23 protein-coding genes and 1 tRNA gene are annotated in these 26,843 nt (G+C 69.9%); 10 read left to right on the top strand and 14 right to left on the bottom strand.

Annotated elements, in window-relative coordinates:
- The first annotated feature begins 69 nt into the window (after positions 1 to 69).
- Positions 70 to 1,044, top strand: coding sequence for a hypothetical protein (locus DEU36_RS05310; protein WP_147374365.1), 975 nt, complete (start codon positions 70 to 72; stop codon positions 1,042 to 1,044).
- Positions 1,045 to 1,215: 171 nt separating this feature from the next.
- Entirely contained in the window at positions 1,216 to 1,875 is a 660-nt protein-coding gene (locus DEU36_RS05315; RefSeq protein ID WP_120263239.1) for a YqaJ viral recombinase family protein, read from the top strand.
- A gap of 26 nt (positions 1,876 to 1,901) precedes the next feature.
- Here DEU36_RS05315 and DEU36_RS05320 read toward each other — a convergent pair whose 3' ends face one another.
- Positions 1,902 to 2,414, bottom strand: a complete 513-nt coding sequence (locus DEU36_RS05320; protein ID WP_120263240.1) for a 2'-5' RNA ligase family protein — start codon at positions 2,412 to 2,414, stop codon at positions 1,902 to 1,904.
- A gap of 191 nt (positions 2,415 to 2,605) precedes the next feature.
- Between DEU36_RS05320 and DEU36_RS05325 the strand changes: the two genes are divergently transcribed.
- The 3 genes from DEU36_RS05325 (at position 2,606) to DEU36_RS05335 (ending at position 6,028) form a co-directional block, all read left to right on the top strand.
- The gene (locus DEU36_RS05325; RefSeq protein WP_259455226.1) at positions 2,606 to 4,315 is read left to right on the top strand and encodes an MDR family MFS transporter; all 1,710 of its coding nucleotides are present in this window, start codon (positions 2,606 to 2,608) and stop codon (positions 4,313 to 4,315) included.
- A gap of 10 nt (positions 4,316 to 4,325) precedes the next feature.
- On the top strand, positions 4,326 to 4,844 hold the full coding sequence (locus DEU36_RS05330) for a MarR family winged helix-turn-helix transcriptional regulator (protein ID WP_120264377.1): 519 nt from the start codon (positions 4,326 to 4,328) through the stop codon (positions 4,842 to 4,844).
- A gap of 155 nt (positions 4,845 to 4,999) precedes the next feature.
- Complete coding sequence (locus DEU36_RS05335) at positions 5,000 to 6,028, top strand: NADP-dependent oxidoreductase (protein WP_120263242.1); 1,029 nt, start codon at positions 5,000 to 5,002, stop codon at positions 6,026 to 6,028.
- A gap of 145 nt (positions 6,029 to 6,173) precedes the next feature.
- Here the strand turns inward: DEU36_RS05335 and DEU36_RS05340 are convergent, their stop codons facing one another.
- Positions 6,174 to 7,067 carry a LysR family transcriptional regulator ArgP gene (locus tag DEU36_RS05340; RefSeq protein WP_120263243.1) on the bottom strand — a complete coding sequence of 298 codons (894 nt, stop codon included), beginning with the start codon at positions 7,065 to 7,067 and terminating at the stop codon, positions 6,174 to 6,176.
- Positions 7,068 to 7,138: 71 nt separating this feature from the next.
- Here DEU36_RS05340 and DEU36_RS05345 point away from each other — a divergent pair, with 71 nt between their 5' ends.
- Positions 7,139 to 7,765: a LysE/ArgO family amino acid transporter gene (locus DEU36_RS05345; protein WP_120263244.1), complete on the top strand. Its 627-nt coding sequence runs from the start codon at positions 7,139 to 7,141 to the stop codon at positions 7,763 to 7,765.
- Between the two features lie 14 nt (positions 7,766 to 7,779).
- Positions 7,780 to 8,055 (top strand): acylphosphatase, encoded by a 276-nt coding sequence (locus DEU36_RS05350; RefSeq protein ID WP_120263245.1) that lies wholly within the window; start codon positions 7,780 to 7,782, stop codon positions 8,053 to 8,055.
- A 36-nt stretch (positions 8,056 to 8,091) separates the two neighbouring features.
- Here DEU36_RS05350 and DEU36_RS05355 read toward each other — a convergent pair whose 3' ends face one another.
- The 6 genes from DEU36_RS05355 to DEU36_RS05380 all read right to left on the bottom strand — a co-directional run bounded on the left by DEU36_RS05355 (position 8,092) and on the right by DEU36_RS05380 (position 12,085).
- Entirely contained in the window at positions 8,092 to 9,135 is a 1,044-nt protein-coding gene (locus tag DEU36_RS05355) for a nitronate monooxygenase family protein (RefSeq protein WP_120263246.1), read from the bottom strand.
- An 86-nt stretch (positions 9,136 to 9,221) separates the two neighbouring features.
- Positions 9,222 to 9,911, bottom strand: a complete 690-nt coding sequence (rplA, locus tag DEU36_RS05360; protein WP_120263247.1) for a 50S ribosomal protein L1 — start codon at positions 9,909 to 9,911, stop codon at positions 9,222 to 9,224.
- A 13-nt stretch (positions 9,912 to 9,924) separates the two neighbouring features.
- Positions 9,925 to 10,356, bottom strand: coding sequence for a 50S ribosomal protein L11 (gene rplK / locus DEU36_RS05365; RefSeq protein ID WP_023952050.1), 432 nt, complete (start codon positions 10,354 to 10,356; stop codon positions 9,925 to 9,927).
- Between the two features lie 215 nt (positions 10,357 to 10,571).
- The gene (gene nusG, locus DEU36_RS05370) at positions 10,572 to 11,636 is read right to left on the bottom strand and encodes a transcription termination/antitermination protein NusG (RefSeq protein WP_120264378.1); all 1,065 of its coding nucleotides are present in this window, start codon (positions 11,634 to 11,636) and stop codon (positions 10,572 to 10,574) included.
- Positions 11,637 to 11,710: 74 nt separating this feature from the next.
- A complete protein-coding gene (secE, locus tag DEU36_RS05375; RefSeq protein WP_114588099.1) occupies positions 11,711 to 11,968 on the bottom strand; it encodes a preprotein translocase subunit SecE in 258 nt (85 codons plus the stop codon).
- Positions 11,969 to 12,012: 44 nt separating this feature from the next.
- Positions 12,013 to 12,085, bottom strand: a tRNA-Trp gene (locus DEU36_RS05380).
- Between the two features lie 245 nt (positions 12,086 to 12,330).
- Between DEU36_RS05380 and DEU36_RS05385 the strand changes: the two genes are divergently transcribed.
- From DEU36_RS05385 to DEU36_RS05395, 3 genes are all read left to right on the top strand, one after another.
- A complete protein-coding gene (locus DEU36_RS05385) occupies positions 12,331 to 13,779 on the top strand; it encodes an HNH endonuclease signature motif containing protein (protein ID WP_120263248.1) in 1,449 nt (482 codons plus the stop codon).
- Positions 13,780 to 13,937: 158 nt separating this feature from the next.
- The gene (locus DEU36_RS05390; protein ID WP_120263249.1) at positions 13,938 to 15,788 is read left to right on the top strand and encodes an HSP90 family protein; all 1,851 of its coding nucleotides are present in this window, start codon (positions 13,938 to 13,940) and stop codon (positions 15,786 to 15,788) included.
- Positions 15,789 to 15,823: 35 nt separating this feature from the next.
- The gene (locus DEU36_RS05395; RefSeq protein WP_120263250.1) at positions 15,824 to 18,610 is read left to right on the top strand and encodes a hypothetical protein; all 2,787 of its coding nucleotides are present in this window, start codon (positions 15,824 to 15,826) and stop codon (positions 18,608 to 18,610) included.
- A gap of 79 nt (positions 18,611 to 18,689) precedes the next feature.
- On the opposite strand, the gene DEU36_RS05400 is transcribed toward DEU36_RS05395, so the two are convergent.
- From DEU36_RS05400 to DEU36_RS05425, 6 genes are read right to left on the bottom strand one after another with little or no spacing between them, the layout of a single operon-like run.
- A complete protein-coding gene (locus DEU36_RS05400) occupies positions 18,690 to 20,057 on the bottom strand; it encodes an NAD-dependent succinate-semialdehyde dehydrogenase (RefSeq protein WP_120263251.1) in 1,368 nt (455 codons plus the stop codon).
- Positions 20,058 to 20,075: 18 nt separating this feature from the next.
- Positions 20,076 to 21,542 carry an NAD-dependent succinate-semialdehyde dehydrogenase gene (locus tag DEU36_RS05405; RefSeq protein ID WP_120263252.1) on the bottom strand — a complete coding sequence of 489 codons (1,467 nt, stop codon included), beginning with the start codon at positions 21,540 to 21,542 and terminating at the stop codon, positions 20,076 to 20,078.
- On the bottom strand, positions 21,539 to 23,098 hold the full coding sequence (locus DEU36_RS05410) for an APC family permease (protein WP_120263253.1): 1,560 nt from the start codon (positions 23,096 to 23,098) through the stop codon (positions 21,539 to 21,541). The genes DEU36_RS05405 and DEU36_RS05410 overlap by 4 nt, the downstream gene beginning before the upstream one ends.
- Positions 23,095 to 23,997: a universal stress protein gene (locus DEU36_RS05415; RefSeq protein ID WP_120263254.1), complete on the bottom strand. Its 903-nt coding sequence runs from the start codon at positions 23,995 to 23,997 to the stop codon at positions 23,095 to 23,097. Before DEU36_RS05415 ends, DEU36_RS05410 begins: the two co-directional genes overlap by 4 nt.
- Positions 23,994 to 25,352: an NAD(P)/FAD-dependent oxidoreductase gene (locus DEU36_RS05420; protein WP_120263255.1), complete on the bottom strand. Its 1,359-nt coding sequence runs from the start codon at positions 25,350 to 25,352 to the stop codon at positions 23,994 to 23,996. The genes DEU36_RS05415 and DEU36_RS05420 overlap by 4 nt, the downstream gene beginning before the upstream one ends.
- A complete protein-coding gene (locus tag DEU36_RS05425) occupies positions 25,345 to 26,841 on the bottom strand; it encodes an amino acid permease (RefSeq protein ID WP_120263256.1) in 1,497 nt (498 codons plus the stop codon). Before DEU36_RS05425 ends, DEU36_RS05420 begins: the two co-directional genes overlap by 8 nt.
- Positions 26,842 to 26,843 lie beyond the last annotated feature (2 nt).

Here is a 26,843-nt window from a genome sequence, read left to right on the forward strand (position 1 = left end):
GGGTGGGGGTGTCCACACATGGGTGGGGGGAATGGGGGTGATGGGGGGTGGGGGGTGAGCATGGGCGGGATGCGCAGACGACGAGGACCGGATGAGGTGCGGGCATTGCTCCACCGCCGTCGCGACCTGCTCGAGGCAGGCGAGAGCGAACGCTCGATCGACCGTTCCGTCCGCGACGGCATCCGGGTTCACGTGCGACGCGGCTGGTACGTCGACCGCCCCGCGTTCGACGAGCTCTACGCCGAAGACGCGCATCTGCTCCACGTGATCTCGGTGGCCCATGACGTGCGCGGCGAAGCCGTCGTGTCACACGAGTCCGCCGGGGTCCTGCACGGCCTCGACCTCTATCGCGTCCGACCGGCCCGCGTCCACCTCACGACGGCCCCGGGCGCCCGGGTCTCCAGCGGCCCCGATGCATTCCGCCACTGCACGCCTCTCGATGCGCATGACATCGTCGAGGTGAACGGCATCCGCTGCACCTCCCTCGCCCGCACGATCTTCGACGTCGCGCGCACGATGACTCCCGAAGCGGCGCTCGTGATGGCCGACCGAGCGGATCGCATCTGGTTCGATCGCACGGGAGGTGACCCCGACGACTGGCGGAACGCGATGGCCGCTCGGATCGCCCGAGCGGGGGCGGCACGAGGCATCCGGCGAGCCCGGTGGGTGACCGGCTTCGCCGATGGCCGGGCGGAGTCGACACTCGAGAGCGTCAGCCGGTTCCGGTTGCACCAGCTCGGCTTCCGCTCGATCCGTATCCAGGTGCCCATCGCCGGTCCGCGCGGCTCGGGCTGGTACCGCGTCGACTTCGGCCTCGACGACGCCGAAGCGTGGGGCGAGTGCGACGGAGCCGGCAAGTATCTCGACACGGATCTTCGCGCTGGCCGCCCCGCTGAACAGATCGCCCTCGACGAGAAGCGCCGCGAAGACTGGATCCGGGGCACGACCGGACGCCGCCTGGTTCGCTGGGAAGCCCGCCACGTCACGTCCCCTGCCGCTCTCGCCGCCCGCCTCCGGGCTTTCGGCATCCACGCCCGAGCGTGAGGAGTGCCGCCGAGTGCACGGCTTGCCGCCGAGCGAACGAGGCAGCCTTGCACCGAGACCGTGCACCGGGCGAGATGCCGTGCACTCGAGCTCCGCGCGCGGCGCGCCGCGGCGCGGGGCACGCCGGGAGCAAGGCCGGGAGTGAGGGCGACCCGGGTTAAGGTCGAGGGCGTGTCACCCGAACTCGCCGCTCGCATCGTCGCGGACTCGCGCGACCGTGTGGCGTGGATCCGGGCTCGCTCGCGAGGCATCACGGCCACGGATGTCGCGGCGTTGACGAGCCCGAAGGCGATCGCGCGCGCCGCCGATGCCAAGCTCATGGGCTCGGGGTTCTCGGGCAACGCGTACACCGACCATGGCCGTCGCCGCGAGCCGGAGATCGCCGCCTGGGTCGCCGCGACGCACGGCATCCAGCCCTCGTCCGCACTCTTCCACGCCGTGGTCGAGAAGCGTCACCTCGCCACTCCGGACGGCGTGATGGTCGACGCCGACGGTCGCGTGACCCTCGCCGAGATCAAGACCACGAATAAGAGCTGGCGCTCGATCCCCCGCACCTACCTGCGTCAGGTGTGGTGGCAGCAGCACGTCCTCGGCGCCGAGCGCACCCTCGTGGTGTGGGAGCAGCACGACGACTTCGTTCCTATCGACGACGAGCCGCGATGCGCCTGGGTCGACCGCGACGAGCGCGAGATCCGATCGCTCGTGAACCTGGCGACCGACCTCATCGACGAGCTCTACCGCCGCACGATGCAGCGGCGCGCAGCGGAAGCGCCCCGGATCGTCGCGACGCGTCCGCGTGAACCCTTCCGGGCCCTCGCCCTCAGCGACTGACCGCTCACTCGCCATGAGCGGGGCGATCACCCCAGTGGTGTGACGACCTTGGCCTCGGCATCCCACAGGCGGAGACCCGTCAGTTCACCGTCGACAGCGGCCGCGCCGACGACGGCGAGCGCCCGTCCGACCTGCTCCCCCGTCATCCGGCGCGCCAGGGTGATGTGCGGTGTCCATCGGTCGGTCGCCGTGACGGCGTAGCGCGCCGGCGGCGGTCCGATGAGATCGACGATGCGGGTGTGGAACCTCAGCAGCGCGGCGGTCATGATGAGGGGCCGGGCCAGGACGAACCTCTCCCCCGCCGCGAAGACCACCGCGCCGCCGAGCCGGCACTCCAGCGGCAGCACGCTGCCGAGGCGTGCGAGCTCGCTCGCGGCATCCGTCGACAGGCCGTCCCGCACCGCGAGGGTCACATGGGGGCGGTTCGATTCCGAGGGATGCCGCCCGGCGCTGGGCAGCGCGGCGTCGATGAGCCGCTGCCAATCGGCCCGCACGCTCCCGTCGATCCCCGCATCGGGAAGCGCCTCCACACTGAACATCCCCCCATCCTCGTCGCGGCGGAGCACCTCCGGGAATAGTTGACGTAACTCAACGATTGAACATATAGTTGACCGATCTCAACGGTTGACTTTGGTCAACCAGTTATGCCGCTTCGCGGCTACCGAAGTACCCGTCCCGCCGACGATCCGCGCCAGCGCAGCCGCGTCCGTCCGACTTTCCAGGAGGACCCATGTCCGCTTCCGCAGCCACCCACCAACCCGAGGGGAAGAGCATGTCGCGCCGCGCCGTGCTCGAAGCCCTCTCCGGGCTCTTGCTCGGCATGTTCGTCTCGATGCTGGCCTCGACCGTCGTCTCCACGTCACTGCCGGTCATCATCCACGACCTCGAGGGCACGCAGACCGCGTTCACCTGGGTCGTCACCGCGACCCTTCTGACGACCGCGATCTCGACCCCGATCTGGGGCAAGCTCGCCGACCTCACCAACCGCAAGGTGCTGTACCAGCTCGCGATCGTCATCTTCGTCCTGGCCACCGCAGCGGCCGGCTTCTCGCAGACCCCCGAGATGCTGATCGCCTTCCGGGCCGTGCAGGGCATCGGCGCCGGTGGTCTCGCCGCCCTCAGCCAGGTGCTGATGGCCGACATCATCAGCCCCCGCGAACGTGGTCGCTACATGGGCCTCTTCGGCGCCGTGATGGCCGTCGCCACCATCGGCGGCCCGCTGCTCGGCGGCGTCATCACCGACGCCTGGGGCTGGCGCTGGAACTTCTTCGTCGCTCTGCCCGTGGCCGTCGCCGCCCTGCTGATCGTGCAGCGCACGCTCCACATCCCGGTGCACGCGCGTAAGGAGACGCGCATCGACTACCTCGGCATCGTGCTGCTGTCGGCATCGGTCTCGCTCCTGCTGATCTGGGTGACCCTCGCGGGCGACTCGTTCGAGTGGATGAGCATCGAGACCCTCCTGATGGTCGGCGGCGCCGTGATCGGCGCGGTGCTCTTCGTCATCACCGAGCTCAAGGTGCGCGAGCCCCTCGTCCCGCTCACGCTCTTCCGCAACCTGACCTTCACCCTCTCGGTGATCGCGTCGATCGCGACGGGCATCGCGATGTTCGGCGCCTCGGTGTTCCTCAGCCAGTACATGCAGCTCGCTCGCGGTGCGACCCCCACCGAGGCCGGCCTCATGACGATCCCGATGATCGGCGGACTCCTCGTCGCGTCGATCGGCGTCGGCGCCCTGATCACGCGCACCGGGCGCTGGAAGCCGTTCCTGATCGTCGGCGCCGTGCTGCTGATCGGCGGGGCCAGCCTGCTCTCCACGATCCACTACGACACCGACTTCACGCTCGTCTCGATCTACATGGCGATGCTCGGAGCCGGCATCGGCATGACGATGCAGAACCTCGTCCTCGTCGTGCAGAACACCTCGCGTCCGACCGAGATCGGCGTCGCGAGCTCGGGGGTGACGTTCTTCCGCAGCCTCGGCGGCACGATCGGCGTCTCCGTCATGGGAGCGGCGCTGGCCTCGCAGGTCACCTCGCTCGTCGGCGATCGGAGGGACGACATCCAGGCCGCGCTGATGTCGCTCGGCGACCAGGCTCCGACCTGGGCCGCGCAGCTCCAGTCGGGGACGCTCCCCCAGGTCTCGGCGATGCCCGAGGCGCTGCGGATCGTCTTCGAAGACATCTACGCCACCGGCATCTCGCACTCGTTCCTCATCGCCGTGCCCTTCGCGGTTCTGAGCCTCATCGCGATCGTGTTCCTGCCGAACAAGCCGCTGACCACGATGACCACCACCGAGCGCCTGCAGGCGGGCGAGGCCGACTTCGCCACGGTGTCGGTCCCTGAGGGCATGAGCGCGCTCACCGCGACCGGCGCCGTCCGCACGGATGCCGCAGACTCCGACGCCCCGGCCGACGCGGGGACGCGCCGCTCGGCTCGATAGGGTGATCGGGATGACCGCACGAGAGTCCGACGAGTCCCGGGGGTGCACCGCCCCCGGGACTCCCGGTCCGTGGGCGGCGGTTTTCGACGACGAGCGCACCGCCGCCGTCCGAGCACTCGAGCTCGAGTTCGGCGAACTCTTCACGCACGTCCGGCGTCTGTTCGCCGAGAACGCCGATCGGTTGAGCCCCGGCATGCTGCCCGGCGCCTACAAAGTGTTCACGACGATCACCCGCCGGGGTGAGATCACCCTCTCCGCGCTCGCCGACACGTTGCACGCCGACAAGGGTCAGATCAGCCGTACGGTCCGCGAACTCGAAGAGCTCCAGCTCGTTCAGCGCACGCCCGACCCCGCCGACGGGCGGTCGAGCCTGCTCTCTGCGACCCCCGACGGCATCCGCCGACTCGACGCCGTCCGGGCACCGCGCGAAAATTCGCTGCTGACCGCGCTCGAGTCGTGGCACGTCGATGACATCCGCGAGCTCACCCGCCTGCTCCACGCCCTCTCGGCATCCGAAGCTCCCGGCTGATCCGCGCCGATGTGTGCGCGCGCCCGTTCGCGCGCACACGCGAGCTTCTCCCCTCGGTGACCGCTCCGTAACACGGTCGAGACAATGTCACGATTGACTGAAGTCGACCGAGCATCATCGCCGCCGACGTCGGCGGCGTGAGGAAGGAGCGACGGATGAGATTCCGGCCGCTGCGCACAGCAACCGCCTCCCAGCCGACCACGCCGGCCGAGACGCCGCCCGAGACGATGCGCGCGGTCGTGTTCGACGAACCGGGTGCGCCAGAGGTCCTCCGCATCGGGGAGGTTCCGGTTCCCTCGCCCGCCCTCAGCGAAGTGCTCGTGCGGGTCGTCGCCGCCGGGGTGAATCCGATCGACACCAAGACGCGGGCGGGGCGCGGCGTGGCGGGGCTCATCGACCGCTGGCCGAGCACCCTCGGCTTCGACTTCAGCGGAGTCGTCGTCACGAGTCCGTATGAGACCCACGAGCTGCAGCCGGGCACCGAGGTCTTCGGCATGCTGCCGTTCCCCCGATCCGGCGGCAGCTACGCCGAGTACGTCGTCGTCCCCTCGCTTTCGGTTGCCCGCAAGCCCGCGAGCCTCTCGCACGTCGAGGCAGCGGGGGTGCCCCTCGCCGCGCTCACCGCCTGGGGCCTGGTGGTCGAGACGGCGCATGCGCACGAGGGGCAGCGGATGCTGATCCACGCCGGGTCGGGTGGGGTCGGCCACTTCGCGGTGCAGCTGGCCGCCTACTTCGGCGCGCAGGTGACCGCCACCGGCTCCGAGCGAAACCTGCCCTGGCTGCGCGAGCTCGGCGCCTCGGTCGCGATCGACTACGCCACGACGCGTTTCGAAGACGTCGTCGGCGAGATGGACGTCGTCATCGACCTCGTGGGCAACGTGCACGACGACACCGGCTCCCGCTCGCTCGGGGTTCTGCGCCCAGGGGGCCTGTACGTGATGGTCCCCACCGGCGGATGGCCGGGGTACGCCGAGGCCGCTGCGGCGGCGGGCGTCCGGGCGACGGGATACAAGGTGATCCCCGACGGCAGCGTCCTGGCGACCCTCGGCCGGCTGCTCGACTCGGGCGCCGTCCAGGTCTTCGTCGACAGCGTGCACGATCTGGCCGAGGTCGCCGCAGCCCACGTCGAAGTCGAGCGCGGCCACTCCCGCGGCAAGGTCGTTCTCACCGTCGCGGAGAGCTGAGTCCGCCCCCTCGCCATCCGCCCCCTCGCCATCCGCCGAGAACGTACCGTTGCGCCGACCACGCACCGACATTGCGACACTCTCGCGACGAGGGTGCACTCTCGGCGAACCGACCCTCGGCGAACCGACCCTCGGCGAGGCGGGCTCAGGCGGCGGGCTCGAGCACGCGACGGGCTTCGGCGACGACCTCGTCGGCCACCGTGTCGAGCAGCGGTGAGGCGAGGTTCCACTGCTGCCAGTACAGCGGCACGACGATGTCGTCACCGCCGAGCCTGAGCAGCTCGCCCCTTTCCACGTGCGTGTGCGACTGCAGCGTCGGCAGCAGCGCCCATCCCAGTCCGAGCAGCACGGCGGTCGCGAAGTCCTGCGACGCCGGGACGCGATGCCGAGGCGGTGCGTCGGCATCGACACCGGCGCTTCGGAGCCACCGGGACTGCAGCTCGTCGCGTCGGTCGAAGTCCACGACCGGCGCCGACGCGAGCCCGTCGCGGTCAGGTCCTCCTTCCGCCTCCGCCGTGAACCATCGCTTCGCGAAAGCGGGGGTCGCGACCGCCTCGTAGCGCAGCACGCCGAGGGCCGACACGCGGCATCCCGCTACGGGCACGCGACGTGACGTGACGGCCCCCATCACCGTTCCGCTCTCGAGCAGACCGGCCGTGAAGTCCTGGTCGTCGCGATGCAGGTCGAACACGACATCGCGTGCGGACGCGACCCGCGCGAGCGGCGGCAGGAACCAGGTCGCCAGTGAGTCGGCGTTCACCGCGAGCGGGACGGTCATGACGCCCTCGTCGGTGCCGTCGAAGGCGTCGCGTTCGAGCAGAGCGAGCTGGCGCGCGTAGCGCACGAAGCGGTGGGCCGCCTCGGTCGCGCGTGCCGGCTTCGACCGCACGAGCAGCACCTGTCCGGCGATTCGCTCGAGAGCTCGGACCCGCTGACTCACCGCCGACGGGGTGATGTGAAGGCGGCGCGCCGCGGCATCCAGGCTTCCTTCATCGAGGATCACAGCGAGCGTCTCGACCAGGTCGACGGGCACACGCATCTTCAGCGATGCTTCACTGACTGAAGTTCCATGAACTGGACTGTACTGGGTCAGAACCATAGCTTCGACTCGTGCTCTCCGCCTCCCTTTCCGGCTTCGGCCTCGGCCTGTCGCTCATCGTCGCCATCGGCGCGCAGAACCTGTTCGTGCTTCGGCAGGGCATCCGTCGCGAGCACGCCCTGCTGGTGGCGACGATCTGCGCCCTCTCCGATGCCGTGCTCATCATCGCAGGGGTGACCGGCCTCGGCCTGGTCGTACAGAGCGTGCCGTGGCTGGTTCCCGTCGTGCGCTGGGCCGGGGCGGCCTTCCTCCTCGCGTACGGCCTCATGGCCGCGCGCCGGGCCTGGCGCCCGAGCGGGCAGGCTCTCGACGCTCAGGCCGCCGGCGATCGCGGGGCAGCCGCTCCCCCGGCTCGGCGCGCGACGGTCGTGCTCACGTGTCTCGCGCTGACGTGGCTCAACCCGCACGTCTACCTCGACACCGTGTTCCTCCTCGGCAGCATCGCCGCGACGCACGGCGACAACCGCTCCTGGTTCGCCGTCGGGGCGGTCGCCGCGAGCGCGGCCTGGTTCTTCGCCCTGGCTTTCGGGGCCCGGCTGCTCGGGCGAGTGCTCGCCACCCCGCGCGCATGGCGGGTGCTCGACGGGTTCGTCGCCCTCGTCATGATCCTCCTCGCCGTCAGCCTCGTCTGGCCGTGAGGCAGGATGAGGGGATGCGAAGCGTCCACGTGATCGTCGAAGGCCGCGTCCAAGGCGTCGGGTACCGCTACAGCCTGCGGCTGGAAGCCGACCGACGCGGCGTCGCGGGCTGGGTGCGCAATCGCGTCGACGGGTCCGTCGAGGCCGTTCTCGAGGGCACGGATGACGCGGTCGACGCGGTCCTCGCCTGGATGGCGGAAGGACCACCCGGAGCCCGGGTCGACGCCGCGAAGGTCACCGAGGCCCAGCGCGTCGGCTCGACGGGGTTCGAGGTGCGCGACACCCACTGAACGATGCGGACGAATCCGAACCGCCGCATCCGAGCCTCACGCCTCCGGCAGCCCCGCGGCGAGCTCGCGCAGCACGTCTGCCGCGTCGTCCCGCCGAGCGAGACCGGCGGCCTGCCCCGCCCACAGCGACGACAGTTCGGGATCACCGCCGGCGGCAGCACGGAACACTCCCGTGAGCCAGTTCTGCGCCGGGAAGGGCGCGATCACACCGGTGGACTCGATGTGACGGACCGCGCGATTCGGAATGCCGCGGGCGAGGCGCCCGCTCATCGCACGTGTGAGCACGGTCGAGGTGTCGTGCGCACCCGCGATGGCGGCGCGGTGCCCTGTGGAAGCGGCGGACTGCCGCGTTCGCAGGAACGCCGTCCCCACCTGCACCCCCGAGGCGCCCAGGGCGAATGCGGCTGCCACACCGCGCCGGTCGCTGACACCGCCCGCGGCGATCACGGGCACGGACACGGCATCGACGACCTGCGGCACGAGAGCGAAGGTGCCGACGAGAGAGTGTTCCGGTGCCGCGAGGAACGAGACCCGGTGTCCCGCGGCCTCCGCGCCGCTCGCGACGACGACGTCGACTCCCCCGGCCTCGAGGGCCCGTGCCTCGGCGACCGTCGTGGCGGTTCCCATCACCCGGATGCCGAGCCGGTGCGCCTCGGTGACGACCGACGGCCCGGGCACGCCGAAGACCACGCTGAGCACGGCCGGCCGCGCCTCCCATACCGCCGCGAGTTGTTCCTCGAGCGGAGGGAGAAAAAGCTCGGGCAGAGAAGGCACGGCCGCGCCCGCGGCAGCGTAAAGGGGACGGAGGGCGTCGCGCGACGGCGCGGCATCCACGTCGTGCGGCGTCACCTCGTCTCCGAGCGGCAACCAGAGGTTCAGGGCGAAGGGGCCGGACGTGCGCTCGCGGATCGAGGCGGCCGTCTCACGGATGCGGGTGGCGTCGTAGCCGTACAGCCCATACGACCCGAGCCCGCCTCCCTCGCTCACCGCAGCGGTCAGCGTCGCCGATGACAGGCCCCCGAACGGCCCCAGTACGATGGGCAGGTCGATTCCGAGGAGATCGGTGAGGGGATGCGGCATGAGCCGACGCTAGCGCGAACCGCGCACGTCCGGAACGACGAACGGGGCCCCACCCGAAGGTGAGACCCCGTCCATGCGAATCGCGATCAGACGAGCGCGTTGACGTCCAGCGGGATGCCGGGGCCGAACGTGGTCGACACGGCGCCCTTCTGGATGTAACGGCCCTTGGCGCTCGAGGGCTTCAGGCGGACGATCTCCTCGACCGCCGCGTTGAAGTTCTCTTCGAGCTGCTCGGCCGTGAACGACGCCTTGCCGACGACGAAGTGCACGTTGGCGTGCTTGTCGACGCGGAACTCGATCTTTCCGCCCTTGATCTCCTCGACGGCCTTGGCCGGGTTGGGGGTCACGGTGCCGGTCTTCGGGTTGGGCATGAGGCCACGGGGACCGAGGACCTTACCCAGGCGGCCGACCTGGCCCATGAGCTCGGGCGTCGAGACAGCCGAGTCGAATGCGGTCCAGCCGCCGGCGACCTTCTCGATGAGCTCGGCGCCGCCGACCTCGTCTGCACCTGCGGCGATGGCGGCCTCAGCGGCCGGGCCCGTCGCGAACACGATGACGCGGGCGGTCTTACCCGTGCCGTGGGGCAGGATGACCGTGCCGCGGACCATCTGGTCCGCCTTGCGCGGGTCGACAGCGAGCTTCAGCGCGACCTCGACGGTCGAGTCGAACTTCTTCGAACCGGTGTCCTTCGCCAGAGCGACGGCCTCGGTGGAGCTGTAGAACTTGTCGCGGTCGATCTTCGCCGCGGCTGCTTCGTAAACCTTGGACTTAGCCATTGTGTTCTCCCCCTCAGCTCTCGACCGTGATGCCCATGGAGCGGGCGGTGCCGGCGATGATCAGCGAGGCGGCCTCGATGTCATTGGCGTTCAGGTCGGGCATCTTGGCCTCGGCGATCTCGCGGACCTGGTCCTTCGTGAGCTTCGCGACCTTGGTCGTGTGAGGCGTGGCGGAGCCCTTGGCGACGCCGGCAGCCTTCTTGATGAGCTCCGCGGCGGGCGGGGTCTTCAGGATGAACGTGAAGCTGCGGTCCTCGTAGACGGTGATCTCAACGGGGATGACGTTGCCGCGCTGCGACTCGGTCGCGGCGTTGTACGCCTTGCAGAACTCCATGATGTTGACGCCATGCTGACCGAGCGCGGGGCCGATCGGCGGCGCCGGGTTGGCGGCTCCGGCGTTGATCTGAAGCTTGATCAGGCCGGTCACCTTCTTCTTCGGTGCCATTCGTTTTCCTTTCATCGAGCGGATGCCGGCGGCATCCCTCTCCCGCACGCCCGGCATTTCCGAGCGGCGGTCGTGTCATGCAGGCGCGTGAGCGCCCGCAAACTCCCCAAGCCTACCGCATCCCGACCGTGAAGGTGTCAGCGGACAGCGCCCCCGACGCGGCGAAGCGCCCCGGCCGCCGTAGCGGAGGGGCGCTTCGTCGACGCGGGTTCGCGTTACTGCTTGGTGACCTGGTCGAACGAGAGCTCGACGGGCGTCTCGCGCTCGAAGAGCGACACGAGCACCGTGAGCTTGCCGCTCTCGGGCTTGATCTCGCTGATCGAGCCGGGAAGGCCGGCGAACGAGCCCTCCTTGATCGTGATGGTCTCGCCGATCTCGAAGTCGACCTCGGTGACGATGCTGCGCGTGGGAGCCGCGGCCCCCTTGACGGCACCGGCCTTGGCGGGAGCGGCTTCCTTGACCTCGACGAGCGACTTCAGCATGTTGAAGGCCTCGTCGAATCGCAGCGGCGTGGGGTTGTGAGCGTTGCCCACGAAGCCCGTGACGCCGGGGGTGTGACGAACGACCGACCAGGTGTCTTCGGTGAGCTCCATGCGGACGAGCACGTAGCCGGGAATCCGGACGCGCGTGACCATCTTGCGCTGGCCGTTCTTGATCTCGACGACGTCCTCCATCGGGACCTCGACCTGGTAGATGTCCTCTTCGACCTCGAGCGTCGACTTGCGCTGCTCGATGTTGGCCTTCACCTTGCGCTCGAACCCGGCGTAGGAGTGGATGACGTACCACTTGCCCGGCAGCATGCGCAGCTCGGTGCGGAACGCCTCGTACGGGTCTTCGTCGTCGTTGCCGACGGAGATCTCGATGCCGGCGGCAGCCTCGAACTCCGAGAGGTAGTCGACGGTCTCCTCGGAGACGTCGACGTCGGGCTCGGGGCCGTCGTAGGGCTCGACCTCGTCGGCGGCTTCGGCGGCCTGCTCGGCGATCTCCTCTTCGAGGGAGTCGGTCAGCACCTCCGCAGCGGCCTCGGCCTCGGCGGCCTCGTCGATCTCGAGCGCGTCGTTCACGACGGCGTCGGCCTCGGGGTCATCGATCTCGACGCCGTCGAGGTCGGTGTCGTCCTGCTCGGCCTCGTCGTCCACCACGTGGACAGCGGCGTGCTCGGCGGCGTCGGAGGCGCGCTCCTGGTCGGCCAGCACGTTGCCCTCCTGGGCTTCGTCGTCCTCGCTGGACTGCTCGGCGGCCGTGGCCCAATCGACGTCGTCGGGGATGCGTTCTGACACTGCGTTCTCTTCCATCGGTTGTCGGGATGCCTGCGCGGCAGGCATTCGCGGGTCGTGCGGGCGGGGCCCGTCGATCAGCCCGGGACGCCGAAGACGACGGTCGTGATCCAGACGAACAGGACGTCGAGGCCGTAGACGAGCGCCATCATGACGACGACGAATCCGAGGACCACTGCCGTGAACTTCACGAGCTCCTGGCGGGTCGGGGTGACGACCTTGCGGAGTTCGGCGAACACCTGGCGGATGAAGATGATGATCCGCGCGAAGATGTTCGGCTTCTTCTCGCGGGGCGCGCCACCTGCGGCGACGACTTCGCCACCCTCTTGGACCATCGAACCCACCTGATACCTTCCGTGTGCCGGCTGACGCCGACGCGCAGGGCGGACAGGAATCGAACCTGCAACCTGCGGTTTTGGAGACCGCTGCTCTGCCAATTGAGCTACCGCCCTAGAGATCCTGCGGACCCCGGGGTCTACGCCCGCATTCCTCCGCTGCCGTCGAGTCCTTGACGCTTGGGCATGGCGAAAGAATGCAGATTTCGACTGCTCCTCTCAGTGTACGTCATGACCGCCAGGGTCGCGAACGTCGGCACAGTTTTCGCGCCGACTCCTCCCCTCGCGAGGGGAGCCTCGGGTTGCGCACAGGGAAAGTTCTGTTCGATTCGGATGTCGGTGGTGCCTGCGAAGATGGGAACATGAAAACGAACGGCGACCGCAGGCTTGGGGGCGCGAATGCTCCGAGCGCGTCGCCGCACGCCGAGGCCTTCTCGGTGTTCGCCGACGCGCTCGATCTCTTTCATGCTGGCGAGGTCGCGCGGATGCGTGCGTTGGCCGATCTGGGACGGTCGGCGTTGCGTGAGGCCCGGCGCGATGGGGTGCGGGGCATGGCCTCCGACATGGAGTTGCGATCGGTTGCGGCCGAGGCGGCGGGGATGGCGCGGTTGACGGATCGGCGGTTGCAGGGCGAGATCGACCACGCGATGACCGTCATCGACGACTACCCGGCCGTGTTCGAGGCGTGGGTGGAACGGCGGATCGAACGCGGACACGTGGATGTGATCGTGCGGGTTGGGACGGGAGTACCCGATGAGGTGCGAGGGTCGTTCGCGGATGCCGCGATCGGCGTGTGCGAGCGGGATGTGCCGTCCCGGGTGCGGGGTGCGCTCGAGGTTTTGGCGGCGCGGGTGCACCCGCGATCGTTCACGGAGCGGCATACGGCTGCGGCGGCGGAGCGGTGCGTGCGGGTCTTCCACGGGGCCGACGGGATGTCGAACCTCGTCGCCAACCTCCCCACCGTCATCGCTGTGGGGATGCTCGACCGGCTCACCCAGATGGGACAGTCGGTGAAGGACGCCCGGGTCGCGACTGGTCCGGAAGACGGGGTGGATGCCGCGGGGAGTTCGGCGGGCATGAATGCCACCGGGGCGACTGGCGCGACCGAGATGGATGCCGCCGGGGCGGAGGAGCCCACTGATACGCGGACGATGGATCAGCTGCGGGCCGACATCCTCGGCGACCTCGTCCTCGGCGGAGCACCGGTGGTCGACCCGACCTACGGGGCCGACCGGGCCGGCGGGCTCGGGGCGATCCGGGCGCGCGTGCAGGTCACCCTCACCGCGGAGACCCTGGTGGGCCGTGACGAGCACCCCGCCGAGGCGGTCGGCGGTGCGCTGATCGATGCCGAGACCGCGCGGCTGCTCGCGGGACAGGTCACCGAGTGGGACCGGCTGTTCATCGACCCGGTCACCCGCACCCCGGTCGAGATCGACACCTACCGACCCACCATGGCGATGAAGAAGCTCCTCACCGCACGGGATCAGCACTGCCGGTTCCCCGGATGCCGGCGGGCGGCGATCAGGTGCGAACTCGACCACACCATCGACTACGCCCTCGGCGGCCACACCCACATCCACAACCTCGCCCACCTCTGCCAGAGACACCACTCCATGAAGCAATTCACCCGGTGGGAAGTGCGGCAGGTCGGCGGCGGAGTCCTGGAATGGACCTCACCCCTCGGCAGGGTCTACCGAGAAGACGTACCCACACCAGCGGTCTGCTTCACCACCGACACGACCGACACGACCGACCCACCACCGGACGACCGAACCGGCGGAACAACGCCACCCGGGCCACCACCCTTCTGATCGAGGGGGCCGGCCGGGCCCGTACGGGGACGGGCGCGGCGATTCTGGACGCGAGTCATAAATCAGGTCATAAATGACGCCTTACCGGGAACTGTTACGCTCGGCTGTCGCGCCGAGGACGCCATCGGTGGCGCATACCCGAACACGAAATCAGGCGGATGAATACCGGACGATCCCAGCAGTTCCAGGTCGACCTTCGCGGCATCGTCGACCTCCTGAGTCGGCACATCTATTCGGGTCCTCGCGTCTTCCTGCGAGAGCTCATGCAGAACGCCTGCGACGCCATCACCGCGCGCGCCGAACTCCACACCGCGGCATCCCCCGTCGCCACCGCGTGGGAGTCGAACGGCATCCGCATCACGCCTCTCAGCGAGCGCAGTGACGAGTTCATCGTCCGCGACGACGGCATCGGCCTCACCGAGTCCGAGGTCACCGACCTCCTCGCGACCGTCGGCCGCAGTTCGAAGCGCGACATCTTCGACCTGCCCCGGAGCGACTTCCTCGGTCAGTTCGGAATCGGACTGCTCTCATGCTTCATGGTCGCCGAGACGATCGTCATCCGCTCCCGCAGCGCGCGCGGCGGCGACGCCGTCGAATGGCAGGGCAACGCCGACGGCACATTCACGGTGCGCACGATCGCCGACGACCTCCCGATCGGCACGAGCGTGCACCTGCGGCCCCGTCCGGGCCAGCGCGATCTGCTCAGCACACCGGCGACGGTCGAGTTGGCCGAGACGTTCGGCGAGTTCCTCCCCCTCCCCGTGCGCGTCGACCTCCCCGGCGGCGGCGAGCAGGTGACGACCCGCACCCCGCCGTTCCGCGCCGCCACGACCGGCATCGACGAAGCGGCACGCTGGGCGTACGGGCGCGATCTGCTCGGCCAAGAGCCCTTCGATGCGATCCCCCTGCACGTCCCCGGTACCGACACCGTCGGGACCGCGTACGTCCTCCCCTACGCTCCCCCGCCCGGCGCCCGCCAGGCCACCCGCGTCTACCTCGGCCGGATGCTGCTGAGCGAGAACGCCGACGACATCCTTCCCGACTGGGCCTTCTTCGTCCGGGCCGTGATCGACTCCACCGCGCTCAGCCCCACCGCGAGCCGCGAGGCGCTGGTCGAGGACGACGCCCTCGAGCACACCCGTCAGGAACTCGGCGCCGCGATCCGGCGCTGGGTGCTCGACCTCGGCTTGACCGAACCGCACCGCCTCGCTCAGTTCGTCAGCGTGCACGAGGTGGCGCTGAAGTCGCTCGTGCGTCACGACGACGAGCTCGCCACGTTCATCGTCCGGTGGCTGAGCGTCGAAACCACGCACGGCCGGATGCGGGTCGGCGACCTCATCGGCCGCTTCTCTCACCTCCGCTACGTCGAGACCGTCGACGAGTACCGCCAGATCGCCGGCATCGCCGATCCCCGCCAGCCGCTGGTCAACGGCGGGTACCTCTTCGACGCCGAGCTGGTGCGCCTGCTCCCGCTCGTGTTCGACGGCGTCACGGTCGAGCACGTCGACCTGGCCGAAGAACTCGACCGACTCGATCCGCCTCCGCTCGACGACCGCGCGCGCGTCCTCGCGCTCGAGGAGCGCGCGAGCTCTGCCCTATCCGCCGTAGGATGCACCGTTGCGGTGCGTTCGCTCGACGCGGCCGAGATCCCGGCGGTCTACCTCGCGGGCGCCGAAGCGCTGCGCGCGATCGACCGCGGACGCGCCCGATCGGTCGGCAGCCCCCTGTGGGGAAGCGTCATGGACCGCATCGACGCGACGGCCGAGAAGCTCCGCCCGGCGTCGCCCGAGAGCACGTCCGGAGGCGTTCGTCTGTGCCTGAACTGGCAGAACTCCGTCGTGCGATCACTCCTCGACATCCCTGACGACCTCGCGTTCGCGCGCACAGTCCACCTCCTCTACGTGCAGGCACTCCTCGCCGCCCAGCGTCCCCTCAGCGGCGAGGACCGCGCGCTCATGATGGGCGCGCTGCACGCGCTCGTCGACCTCTCCGCGCGCCCCGCGACCTGACCGCGCACCTCTCCTGGACCCCCCGAAAGGACAGCATGAGCAGCGACCGTATCCTCGAACTGTTCGAGCAGATCGACCGCACCCCGGTCGGCGTCGAAGAACGAGCCCTCATCAACGAGGCGATCGCCCTCGCCGTAGACGCGGGCGACGAGCCGATGGAGTACCGCGCCCGGATGCGGCTGACCTCGTCCGCCTGCATGAGCGGCGACACCGAGGCCATGCTGACGTCGTTCGCCTGGTGCCTCGGCAAGCACGACGGCGACCCCGAACGCTTCCCGGCCGACCTCGGCGACGAGACAGCCGACCTGATGTGGCAGTTCAAGTGGATGGCCGACAGTCTGGCCGCATCCCCCGCCTTCGACCGCGAGCAGATCTCCGCCGTGCTCGACGACATGGAGAGCCACTACCGCGCGGCCGGACTCGGTCAGAGCGGCGTGCTCATGGCGCGCTTCGAGACCGCGTGGATGGCCGGCCGCCTCGACGAAGCCGAACAGCTGCGCACCCGGCTCGAGACCACGCCCCGAGACAGCCACAGCCATTGCGAGGCCTGCGTTCGCAGCGTCATCGCCGGCTACCTGATCGACACGGATCGTGAAGACGAGGCCATCCGTCTCGTCGAAGAACTCGTCGAGGGTGACTTCTCGTGCGGTGAAGAGCCCGAGCACGCCCTCGCGCGGTCGCTCGTCCCCTACCTGCACGCGGGCGAGTACGACAAGGCGCGTCTCGCACACCTGCGCAGCTACCGACTCGCCAAGGACAACGCCGACAACCTCGCCATCGTCGCCGACAACATCGTCTTCTGCGCGATCACCGGCAACGAGGCACGCGCACTCTCGCTCGTCGAGCGTCACCTCGACTGGCTCGCCCACGACGCCCTGGGCGTCGACGGTCACCTCTCCGCGCTCACCGCTTTCGCGATCGCGCTCGAGGCCGTCAGCGCGGCCGGCCACGCCGATACCATCGTGCGCGGCGCCGACTCCGACCGGCTCCGCGCCTTCTTCGGCGACCACGACGGACCATGGCGCGCTGCCGAACTCGCGGACGTCATGCGTTCCCAGGCCGAGCGGATCGCCGGCGAATTCGACCACCGCGACGGCACCGACGGCCACCGGCGCCGTCTCGATCGAGCCTGGGCCGTCGGACAGGAGCGTCATACGCTCCCGCTGAGCACCGAGCCGCTGCTCCCCCGTGTCGCCCCCGTGCCCGCGCGCTCTGCCGAGGAACTCGTCCAGCGCGCAATCGACCTCGGCGACTACGGGGCCTCGGAGGCCCTCGATGCGGCGAATGCCGCGCTCCCAGGCGCGGCCCTCGACCAGCGTGCCAAGCTCCACTCGGCCCGCATCGCGGCTCTCGTCGCCCGTGACGACCTCGACGGGGCCGAGGGTGCCCTGCGGGACCGCCTGGACGCCCTGCGGGCCGCGGGACGTGACGCAGAGGCGCACGTCGAGGAACGCGCCGGCCTCGCGCTCTTCGGGCGCGGCGCTCCCGATGACGTCGAGACGCTTCGCGCGATCCTCGCCGACGGCGACAGCCTGCCGCCCCGCCTCTACGCGGTCGTCGAGGTCGTCCTGGGCATGGCCGTCGCCGAGAGCGACCCGGAGACGGCGCGCGAGCTCCTCGACGACGCCCGCGACCGCGAGGCCGCGCTCGGCGACGATGACCTGCGTCGCATCGTCGCGCTCGCGCGAGCGTCGTTCCAGGGAGCCGTAGGCGCCTTCGACGACTGCGACGCGACGATCGCCGCGGCCCTCGAGAACCCTGCACTCGGCGCCGGCGCTCGTGCTCGGCTGCTCGGGCTGCGCGCCCGTATGCGCGGCGGCCAGGAACGGTTCCTCGACGGCGTAGCCGACGCCGACGAGCTCTGCCGCATCCTGGTCGAGCTCGACGCGCGCAGCGTTCTCGCCGGGGCGTATGTGCTCGCGGCGGCTCTCAACGAAGACGCCGGCGCTCCCGGAGAGGCGGTCGCGCGCTACCGATTCGCCGAGCGCGCCGCGACCGAGAACGGCGACGCCGTGACCGCGGTGCAGTACCGCCTCGCGCGGGCGCTGCTCGCTTCCGGCTCCGCCGACGAGGCCGCTGAGCTGCTCGTGAACGTCTACTCCGACGAGACCGACCGCGAGGAGCCGGCAGCTTCTCGTGCCCAGACGCTCATGCTGCTGGCCCGCGCCTTCGAAGACGCCGGCGAACCCGGCCGCGCCGTCGGTGCGTGGGAGTTCGCCGCCGAACTGTTCGACGAAGGCGAGGCTCCGGCAGGGCGGGCGAACGCGCTGCTGTCGCACGGACGCCTGCTGCACCGGTTCGGCGAGTTCGACGACGCCCTCGCCTCCCTCACGACGGCGGTCGAGATCGCGCGCAGCGAACCGGACCAGGCCGGGCTGCTCGCCGAAGCGCGACACTCGGAGGGCCAGGTCCGGGCCGCTCGCGGCGAGCAGGAGGCGCTTCCGGCCCTCGACGAGGCGCGGGAGGTCGCGAGCGGTATCGGCGCCCCGTGGCTGGTCGCCGACATCACCGACTCGCGGGCGCGGGCGCTCGCGATGCTCGGCCGGGCGGAGGAGGCGGTCGCCACCGCGCTGCACGCCGCCGACGCCTTCGCCGAGGTCGGCGATGCGGGCTCGGCCGGGGCGTCCGAGCTGTTCGCCGCTCGGCTCCTCACCCAGAACGAGCGTGCAGGCGACGCCGTCCCGCTCTACCGGTCGGTCATGGAGCGCGCCGCGGAGATCCCGCCACTGCTCCAGGTCGCGGCGGGCGAGCTCGGTGACGTCTACGAAGCCCTCGACCGTCCGGCCGAGGCAGCCGAGGTGCGCTCGCTCCTCGACGCCTGAGCCCGATCATCCACGACGAAGGGCGCGCCGATTCGCTCGGCGCGCCCTTCATATTCGTCCGCGGGCTCCCCTCGACGGATCAGGCGCCCGTGCGAATGAGCTTCTTGTTCACGAACTCGTCTGCGGCGAGAAGCCCGAGCTCCCGCGAGGTGCCGCTGCGCTTGACTCCGCCGAACGGCAGTCCGGCTTCGTCCGCGAGCACGAGATTGATGTAGACCATGCCCGCCTCGATCGCATCAGCCACACGCGCGGCCTGCTCCGGCTCCGTCGTGAACACGTACGACCCGAGCCCGAACGGTGTGTCGTTGGCGAGCTCGATCGCCTCGGTCTCGTCGGCCACGCGGTAGACGACGCCGACGGGTCCGAAGAACTCCTCGCGGTAGGCATCCATCTCCGGTGTGACGCCCGTGAGCACCGTGCCCGGGTAGAAGGCGCCGTCGCGGCGCCCACCGGTCACGAGCGTCGCCCCCTGAGCCACGGCACGATCGACCTGCTCGGCGAGCCGCTCGGCCGCAGTGAGCGACGACAGCGGCCCGAGGACCGTGTCGTCGGCGAACGGGTCACCGACCTTCGCGTCGGCGAGTGCAGCGGCGAACTTCTCGACGAACGCGTCGTAGAGCCCATCGACCACGATGAACCGCTTCGCCCCGTTGCACGACTGGCCCACGTTGTCGAGGCGCGCCTCGGCGGCCGCCGCCACCGCGGCATCCAGGTCGTCGGTCGAGAGCAGGATGAACGGGTCCGACCCGCCGAGCTCGAGCGCGACCTTCTTGAGGTTGCGTCCGGCGATCTCCGCGACCGCCGACCCTGCGCGCTCCGACCCGGTCACCGATACCCCCTGCACGCGACGGTCGGCGATCACATCCGCGGCCTGTTCGTTGCTCAGATACACGTTCGTGTACACACCGGCGGGAAAACCCGCGTCACGGTAGATCGCGTCGATCGCCGCGGCCGACTCCGGGCACTGCGGAGCGTGCTTGAGCAGGATGGTGTTCCCGACCGCGATGTTCGGCGCCGCGAAACGGGCGACCTGGTAGTACGGGAAGTTCCACGGCATGATGCCGAGCAGCACGCCGAGAGGGCTGCGCCGGATGACCGCGGTGCCCTCCCCCTCGATCGGGATCGGGGTGTCACCGGTGATCTCGTCGATGTGGTCGGCGTAGTACGCGGTGATGTCGGCGGCGAAATCGACCTCGCCCTCCGCAGCGGCGAGCGGCTTGCCCATCTCGCGCACGATGATCGCGGCGAGCTCGTCGCGGCGCTCACGGTGCAGCTCCGCGACTCGGCGCAGCCGGTCGGCCCGCTCGGCCGGCGCGACGACGCGCGACCAGGCGCGGTACGCCTCGTCCGCGCCGGCCAGGGCGCGCTCGACGTCATCGTCGGTCGCGGGATCGTACGTCGCCAGCGTCTCGCCGGTGGCGGGGTTGGTCACGGCATACGTGCTCATCGGTTCTCCTTCGTCTCGTCAGTCGGCGGGGATCAGGGTGTACTTCGTCGAGAGGTACTCGTGGATGCCCTCGAGTCCGCCCTCGCGCCCGATGCCCGACTGCTTCACACCGCCGAACGGGGCCGCCGCGTTCGAGACGACCCCCACGTTCAGCCCCATCATGCCGGTCTCGAGGCGATCGATCATCCGATGCCCGCGCGCGAGGTCTCGCGTGAAGACGTACGAGACGAGCCCGTACTCGGTGTCATTCGCCAGGCGCACAGCCTCGTCCTCGTCCGCGAAGGTCGCGATCGCGAGGACCGGTCCGAAGATCTCCTCGCGGAGGATGTCGCTGCCCGCGGCGACCTCGGTCACCACGGTGGGCTCGAAGAAGGTCCCCTCGCCGTCGATCGCCGATCCGCCGGTGCGCACCGTGGCGCCCCGGGCCACGGCATCCTCGACGAGCGCACCGGTCTTCGCGACCGCCCTCTCGTCGATGAGCGGCCCGATCTGCACACCGTCCTCGGTTCCGCGACCGATCTTCATCGCCGACACGCGTTCGGTGAGCCGGTCGGCGAACTCGTCGGCGATGGACTCGTGCACGATGAAGCGGTTGGCTGCCGTGCAGGCCTGCCCGATGTTGCGGAACTTCGCGAGCATCGCGCCCTCCACCGCCTTGTCCAGGTCGGCGTCGTCGAACACGACGAAGGGCGCGTTGCCGCCGAGCTCCATCGACACGCGCAGCACCCCCTCTGCGGCCTGTTCGATGAGCTTGCGGCCGACCGGGGTCGAGCCGGTGAACGACAGCTTGCGCAACCGCGGGTCGGCGATGATGGGCGCTGCGACCTCGCTCGAACGCGTCGCGTTCACGACGTTCACGACACCCGCCGGGAGGCCTGCCTCCTGCAGGATCTGAACGAACAGCGTCGTCGTGAGCGGCGTGAGCGCCGCGGGCTTGACGACGACCGTGCAGCCGGCCGCGAGCGCCGGAGCGATCTTGCGCGTCGCCATCGCGAGGGGGAAATTCCACGGCGTGATGAAGAACGACGGGCCGACGGGGCGCTGCGAGACGACCATGCGCCCGGTGCCCTCGGGATTCAGGCCGTACCGCCCCGAGATGCGCACCGCTTCCTCGCTGAACCACCGCAGGAACTCGCCGCCGTAGACGACCTCGCCGCGCGCCTCGGCGAGCGGCTTGCCCATCTCGAGGGTCATCAGCAGCGCGAGGTCCTCCTTGCGCTCCTGCACGAGATCGAAGGCCCGGCGCAGGATGTCGCTGCGCACGCGCGGCGCGGTGGCAGCCCACTCCTCCTGCGCCGCGACGGCGGCGTCGAGGGCTCGGATGCCGTCGGCCGGCGAGGCGTCGGCGATCTCGATGAGCGTGCGACCGGTCGAGGGATCGGTGACGGCGAACGTCGCGCCGCCTTCGGCGTCCACCCACTCGCCGCCGATGAAGAGGCCGCGCTCGATTCCCGCCAGCAGTCGTGTCTCGTTCTCGTGCGTCATCGCGCCACTCCTCTCGCGCGCCGGCTGACCGGCGCATCCTTGGTCAAAGTCTCGCCCCGGAAGAACGCGGGGCGCTTCACGGCCTGCCACACCATCACGACGACGCCGACGAGGATGACTCCCACGCCGAGGATGAACACGAGGCCCACGCCGCCGATCTGCGACCCGCTGCCGTAGGCAGGATCCATCGTGTCGATGAGCGTCGTCACGAACAGCACCGCGAGGATCGCCCCGCCGATCAGCGGGAAGAGGAACGTGAAGAAGACGTTCCGCACCGAGTCGAACCACTGACGCCGGAAGTACCAGACGCAGGCGAACGCCGTGAGGCCGTAGTAGAAGCAGATCATCATGCCGAGGGCGAGGATGGTGTCCCACAGCACGTTCTCGCTGACGATGCGCATCACGACGTAGAAACCCGACGCGACGACCGCCGACACGATCGTGGCGTATCCGGGAGTGAAGAACCGGGGGCTCACTCTCGCGAAGCTCTCGGGGAGGGCGCCGTAGTGCCCCATCGCGAGCAGCGTCCGCGCCGGCCCGACGAAGGTCGACTGCAGCGACGACGCCGAGCTGGTGAGCACGGCGAGCGAGACCAGGAACGCGAGCGGACCGAGGATCGGACCCGAGAGGTGGAAGAAGACGTTCTCCTGGATGTCCTCGTTGCCGAGTCCGAGCTCGCCCGTGCCGACACCGGCGAACATGATCATGGCGATCGCGAGCAGCAGGTAGAGCGCGACGATCATGACGACCGTGATGGTGGCCGCTCGGCCCGGCGTGCGCTCGGGATCCTTGGTCTCCTCGTTCATCGTCAGGGTGACGTCCCATCCCCAGAAGATGAAGATCGACAGCGACAGCCCGGCGGCGAAAGCGCTGAACGTCGGCACCGCGAACGGGTTGAACCACGACCAGTCGAACGCCGTGGCGTCGAACGCGTTGCCCGAGACGGCTTCGACGATCGCCGCGATGGCGAACAGCACCAGCACGACCACTTGGAAGGCGACCAGCCCGTACTGCAGCTTCTGAGTGGTCTGCATGTCGCGGTACGAGATGAACGTGGCCGCTGCGACGAACACGACGCACACGAGCACGTTGATCCAGACGACCGAGGCGAGGTCGGCGATCGACTCCTGTCCCGTGAGCTGCGCGATCAACAGGAAGAGGAAGTCGACGGCGACGCCGGCGAGGTTCGAGAGCACGAGGATGGTCGCGGCGACGAGCCCCCACCCGGCCATCCACCCGATCCACGGGCCGAACGCGCGCGTCGCCCAGGTGAAGCTCGTGCCCGAGTCGGGCATGCGGTTGTTCAGCTCGCGGTATCCGAATGCGACGAGGAGCATCGGAATGAAGCCGACCAAGACGATCGCCGGGACCTGGGTGCCGACGACGGATGCCGTCGGCCCGACCGCCGCCGTGAACGTGTAGGCGGGGGCGATGCAGGAGATGCCGATGACGACCGCGCCGATCAGGCCGACCGTCCCGGCGCTCAGGCCTTTCCGGGAGATCCCCCCGGTGACGGGGTCGCCCGCGGGCACCCCCGCCTGTTCTGCTCGGGTCATGCGCTCGCTCCTTCGCGGTCGCTGCGGGTGCGGGGCACCACGATCATGGGGGCGGTGACGACGCGCAGCATCCGTGCGGCCGTGGAGCCCAGGAACAGCCGACGCGGCTGCGCGAGCCGGCTGGAGCCGACGATCACGACCTCACCCGCCTCCCATTCGAGGTGCGACACCGCGTCTTCGATGCCGTCGCCCGCCGCGACCACCGCGGTCACCTCGGCCTCGGGCGGGAGCGCCGAGCGGACCTCGTCGAGGACCTCCTGCGCGTGGTTGTCTCCGACGGTGCGGATGGCACCGGTGTCGAGGCCTGCCGGGAGGTCGAGGGCGACGAGCGAGAGGAGCCGCACCGGCGCCGACGTGGCCGCGGCGAGCTGGATGGTCGCCTCGACGAGAAGCTCCGTGCCCTCGCGCTCCCCCACCGCCGCCGTCAGGCGCGTGATGCCGGTCTCCGCCGGCACCCGGCGGGCACCGCGCGGCACCAGGGCGACCGGCACGTCGGACGAGTGCACGAGCTCGGTCGTCGTCGTGCCCAGTCGATGCCGCCCGCGATGACCGCCGTCGGCGGCGCCGACGACGATGAGCGAGGCGCCGAGCTCGTCGGCGGTGTCGATGAGCCCCGCCGCGACCGACTCCCCGTAACGGACGTGGGCACGGTGCGATATCCCCTCGGGCACCTCGGCAGCGCCCTCGCGCAACCAGCCGGCGGCCTGCTCGCGCAGCAGCCGTTCGTACCCGGCGTCGGGCGGCACGATCCCCGGCTTCTGGGCGGGCAGCACCAGCACGAGATGGAGCGCGGCTCCGGATGCCGTGGCGAGGCGACTCGCGAAGGCGACGGCATCCCGCCCCGCCTTGGTCGCGGTGTAGCCGACGACGATGCGGCCGCCGGACTCCGGGCGGCTCATGCGCGGTCTGCTTCGAGGATCTCGTCCGCGACACGGTGGCCCATGCGGATCGCCCCGTCGACGTGCTGGTAGCCGAGCCCGGCGAGGTCGCTGCACGCGACGTGCAACGGCGCGACGAGCTCGAGCTGCTCGGCGCCGTAACGGGTCAGGCCGCCGAGGTCGAAGCTCGCGGCGTACGCACCGCGCGTCCACTCCTCGCTGCCCCAGTCGCTCTCGTAGTAGACGATCGGGTTCTTCGCCTCGGGTCCGTAGTAGTGCGACAGCGACTCGAGGATGCGCTCACGCCGCTCGTCGGCCGAGAGGCGGAAGAGGTCGTCGGCGTTCTGGTCGGAGACGAAGCCGACGAGAGTACCGCGCTCATCGCCGTGGTTGGTGTTGTCGTACGCCTCGTGCGACAGCTCGTAAGGGCTGAACGCCGTGCCCGACAACCCCTGCTCGCGCCAGAACGGCCGGTCGTAGACGGCGTGCACCTTGATGACGAAGCCCATCGAGAAGTGCTGGTGCATCTGGTGCTTCAGGCGCGGCAGCGGCGGCGAGAACGAGATGCGGTTGTAGAGCACGGGGGCCAGGGCGAGCACGACGTGACGCGCACGCACGGTGACCTCGTCGGCACGGACGACGGCACCCGAGTCGGAGTACTCGATCGAACGCACCGGCTGACCCAGCAGCACATCCTCGCCGAGTCGCTCGGCCAGGCGCAGCGGCACCTGCTGCAGACCTCCCACGACGCGCTTGTCGAGGATGAAGTCCGCGTCGACGAGGTGCGAGTACGACCCTGCCGACGCCGCCATGAGCAGCGACTGGAGAAGCGAGAAGGTGTGGGTGGGCTTGGTGAGCATCGCCGAGCCCGTGGCGAACGCGAGGTTGCGCACCGCCTCGTCGTCGTCGGTCTGCTGTCGCAACCACGCGTCCCATGAGACGCGGTCCCACTCGGCCGCCTTCTCGTGCGCCCACGGGCGATCGGGATCGATCTCGGCGACCATCGCGTCCAGGCGCGCGGTGATCTCGTCGATGATGCGCTCGGTCTCCGGCGCCACGGGGAACATCTCGCCGCGGAAGCGCCGTGCCTGTCCGTCCGGGCCGACGTACACGCTGTCGCCGTCGCGGTACCGCGTGTACGTGTCGAGCCCGAGGTCGGCGAGCGTGTCGATCAGGGCGTGCTGGTCGGGCGAGACCCACTGGCCGCCGAGCTCGAGCATGGCGCCGTCGATCTCGTCCGTCCACAGCCGCCCGCCGACCCGGTCGCGCGCTTCGAGCACGACGACCGACAGCCCGGCCTTCCTCAGGTCGTTCGCGGCGGTCAGTCCGGCTGCGCCGGCTCCGACGATCGCGACGTCGCGGGTGATCTCAGTCATTTCCGACTCCTTCGTTGGCAGAACCCGAGACCGGGGCGACACTCTCCCGGTCGAGCCGACGGGCGCGCAGGTTGCGGCGCACGAGCGGCCAGAACACCAGTAGTACACCGGTGGCGATGAGACTCGTCCACACCTGCGAGCGCCCCGACTCGGTCGTGAGCATGACCACCACGACGGCGGCGATCGCGACGATGAGGAAGATGTTGAGCCACGGGTGCAGCCACATCTTCAGCTTGAGCGCGGCCACCTCCTCGGGCGTCATCCGCTGACGCAGACGCAGCTGGGTGAGGGCGATGAAGACGTAGACGAAGAGTGCGACGAGCCCGGCCGAGTTCATGATGAAGTCGAAGATGCCCGAGCCCGGAGTGAGGAAGTTGACGAGGGTCGCGATGAGCCCGCCGATCGTCGACGCCAGCAGTGCCATGACCGGGACGCCGTTGCGCGAACGCTTCGCGACGATCCTCGGGGCGAAGCCCTTGTCGGCCAGGGCCGAGAACATCCGCGACGCCGAGTACAGCCCCGAGTTGAGGACCGAGATGACGGCCGTGAAGATCACGAGCTGCATGATGACGTCGGCCCCGGGGATGCCGAACCGCGACAGCGCGATCGTGAACGGCGCGTTCGCGACATCCGTCGGCGCCGGCAGCTCGTCCCACGGGACGACGGTGACGATGACGAGGACCGAGCCGACGAAGAACAGCAGGATGCGCCAGATGATCGTGCTCGTCGCCTGCCGGATGCCCTTGGCGGGATCGACGGACTCGGCCGACGCCATGACGGCGATCTCGGTGCCGAAGTACGAGAAGATCACGAGCGCGACGCCGGTGAAGGCGACGCCGATGCCGTGGGGCGCGAAGCCGCCGTGCTCCCACAGGTTGGGGACGGAGAAGGTCGCCTGCGGCCACAGTCCGAGCGCGAAGAGGATGCCGGCGCCGAGGAACACCACGATCGCGAGCACCTTGATGCTGGCGAGCCAGAACTCGACCTCGCCGAAGGTCCGCACCGAGATGACGTTCGTGCCGACGAAGACCGCCAGCAGGATCAGCGACCATCCCCAGGAGGGGACGCCGGGGAACCAGGTGTGCATCGTCTCGCCGCCCAGCACGGCCTCGTAGGCGAGCACGCCGACCCAGAAGTACCAGTACAGCCACCCGACGAGATAGGCGGCCCAGTCGCCCAGCCCGACGCGGGCGTACTCCATGAACGAGCCGATCGCCGGCCGCGAGGCGGCCATCTCGCCGAGCATGCGCATCGCGAGGAAGACCAGCAGGCCGCCCAGCAGGTACGACAGGACCGCGGCGGGGCCGACCGTGCGGATCACGTTGCCGGATCCGACGAACAGACTGGCGCCGATGATGCCGCCGAGCGTGATCATCGTGACGTGGCGCGACCTCAGCTTGTTCGAGCGCGCCTTCGTCACCGCCCCGAGCCCCGCGGACGTCTCGGGCGAGACCGGGTTCTCCCAGCCGCTGGAGCTCGGGGCCGCCACGC

It is taken from the genome of Microbacterium sp. AG238, from assembly GCF_003610405.1.
Lineage (GTDB): Bacteria > Actinomycetota > Actinomycetes > Actinomycetales > Microbacteriaceae > Microbacterium.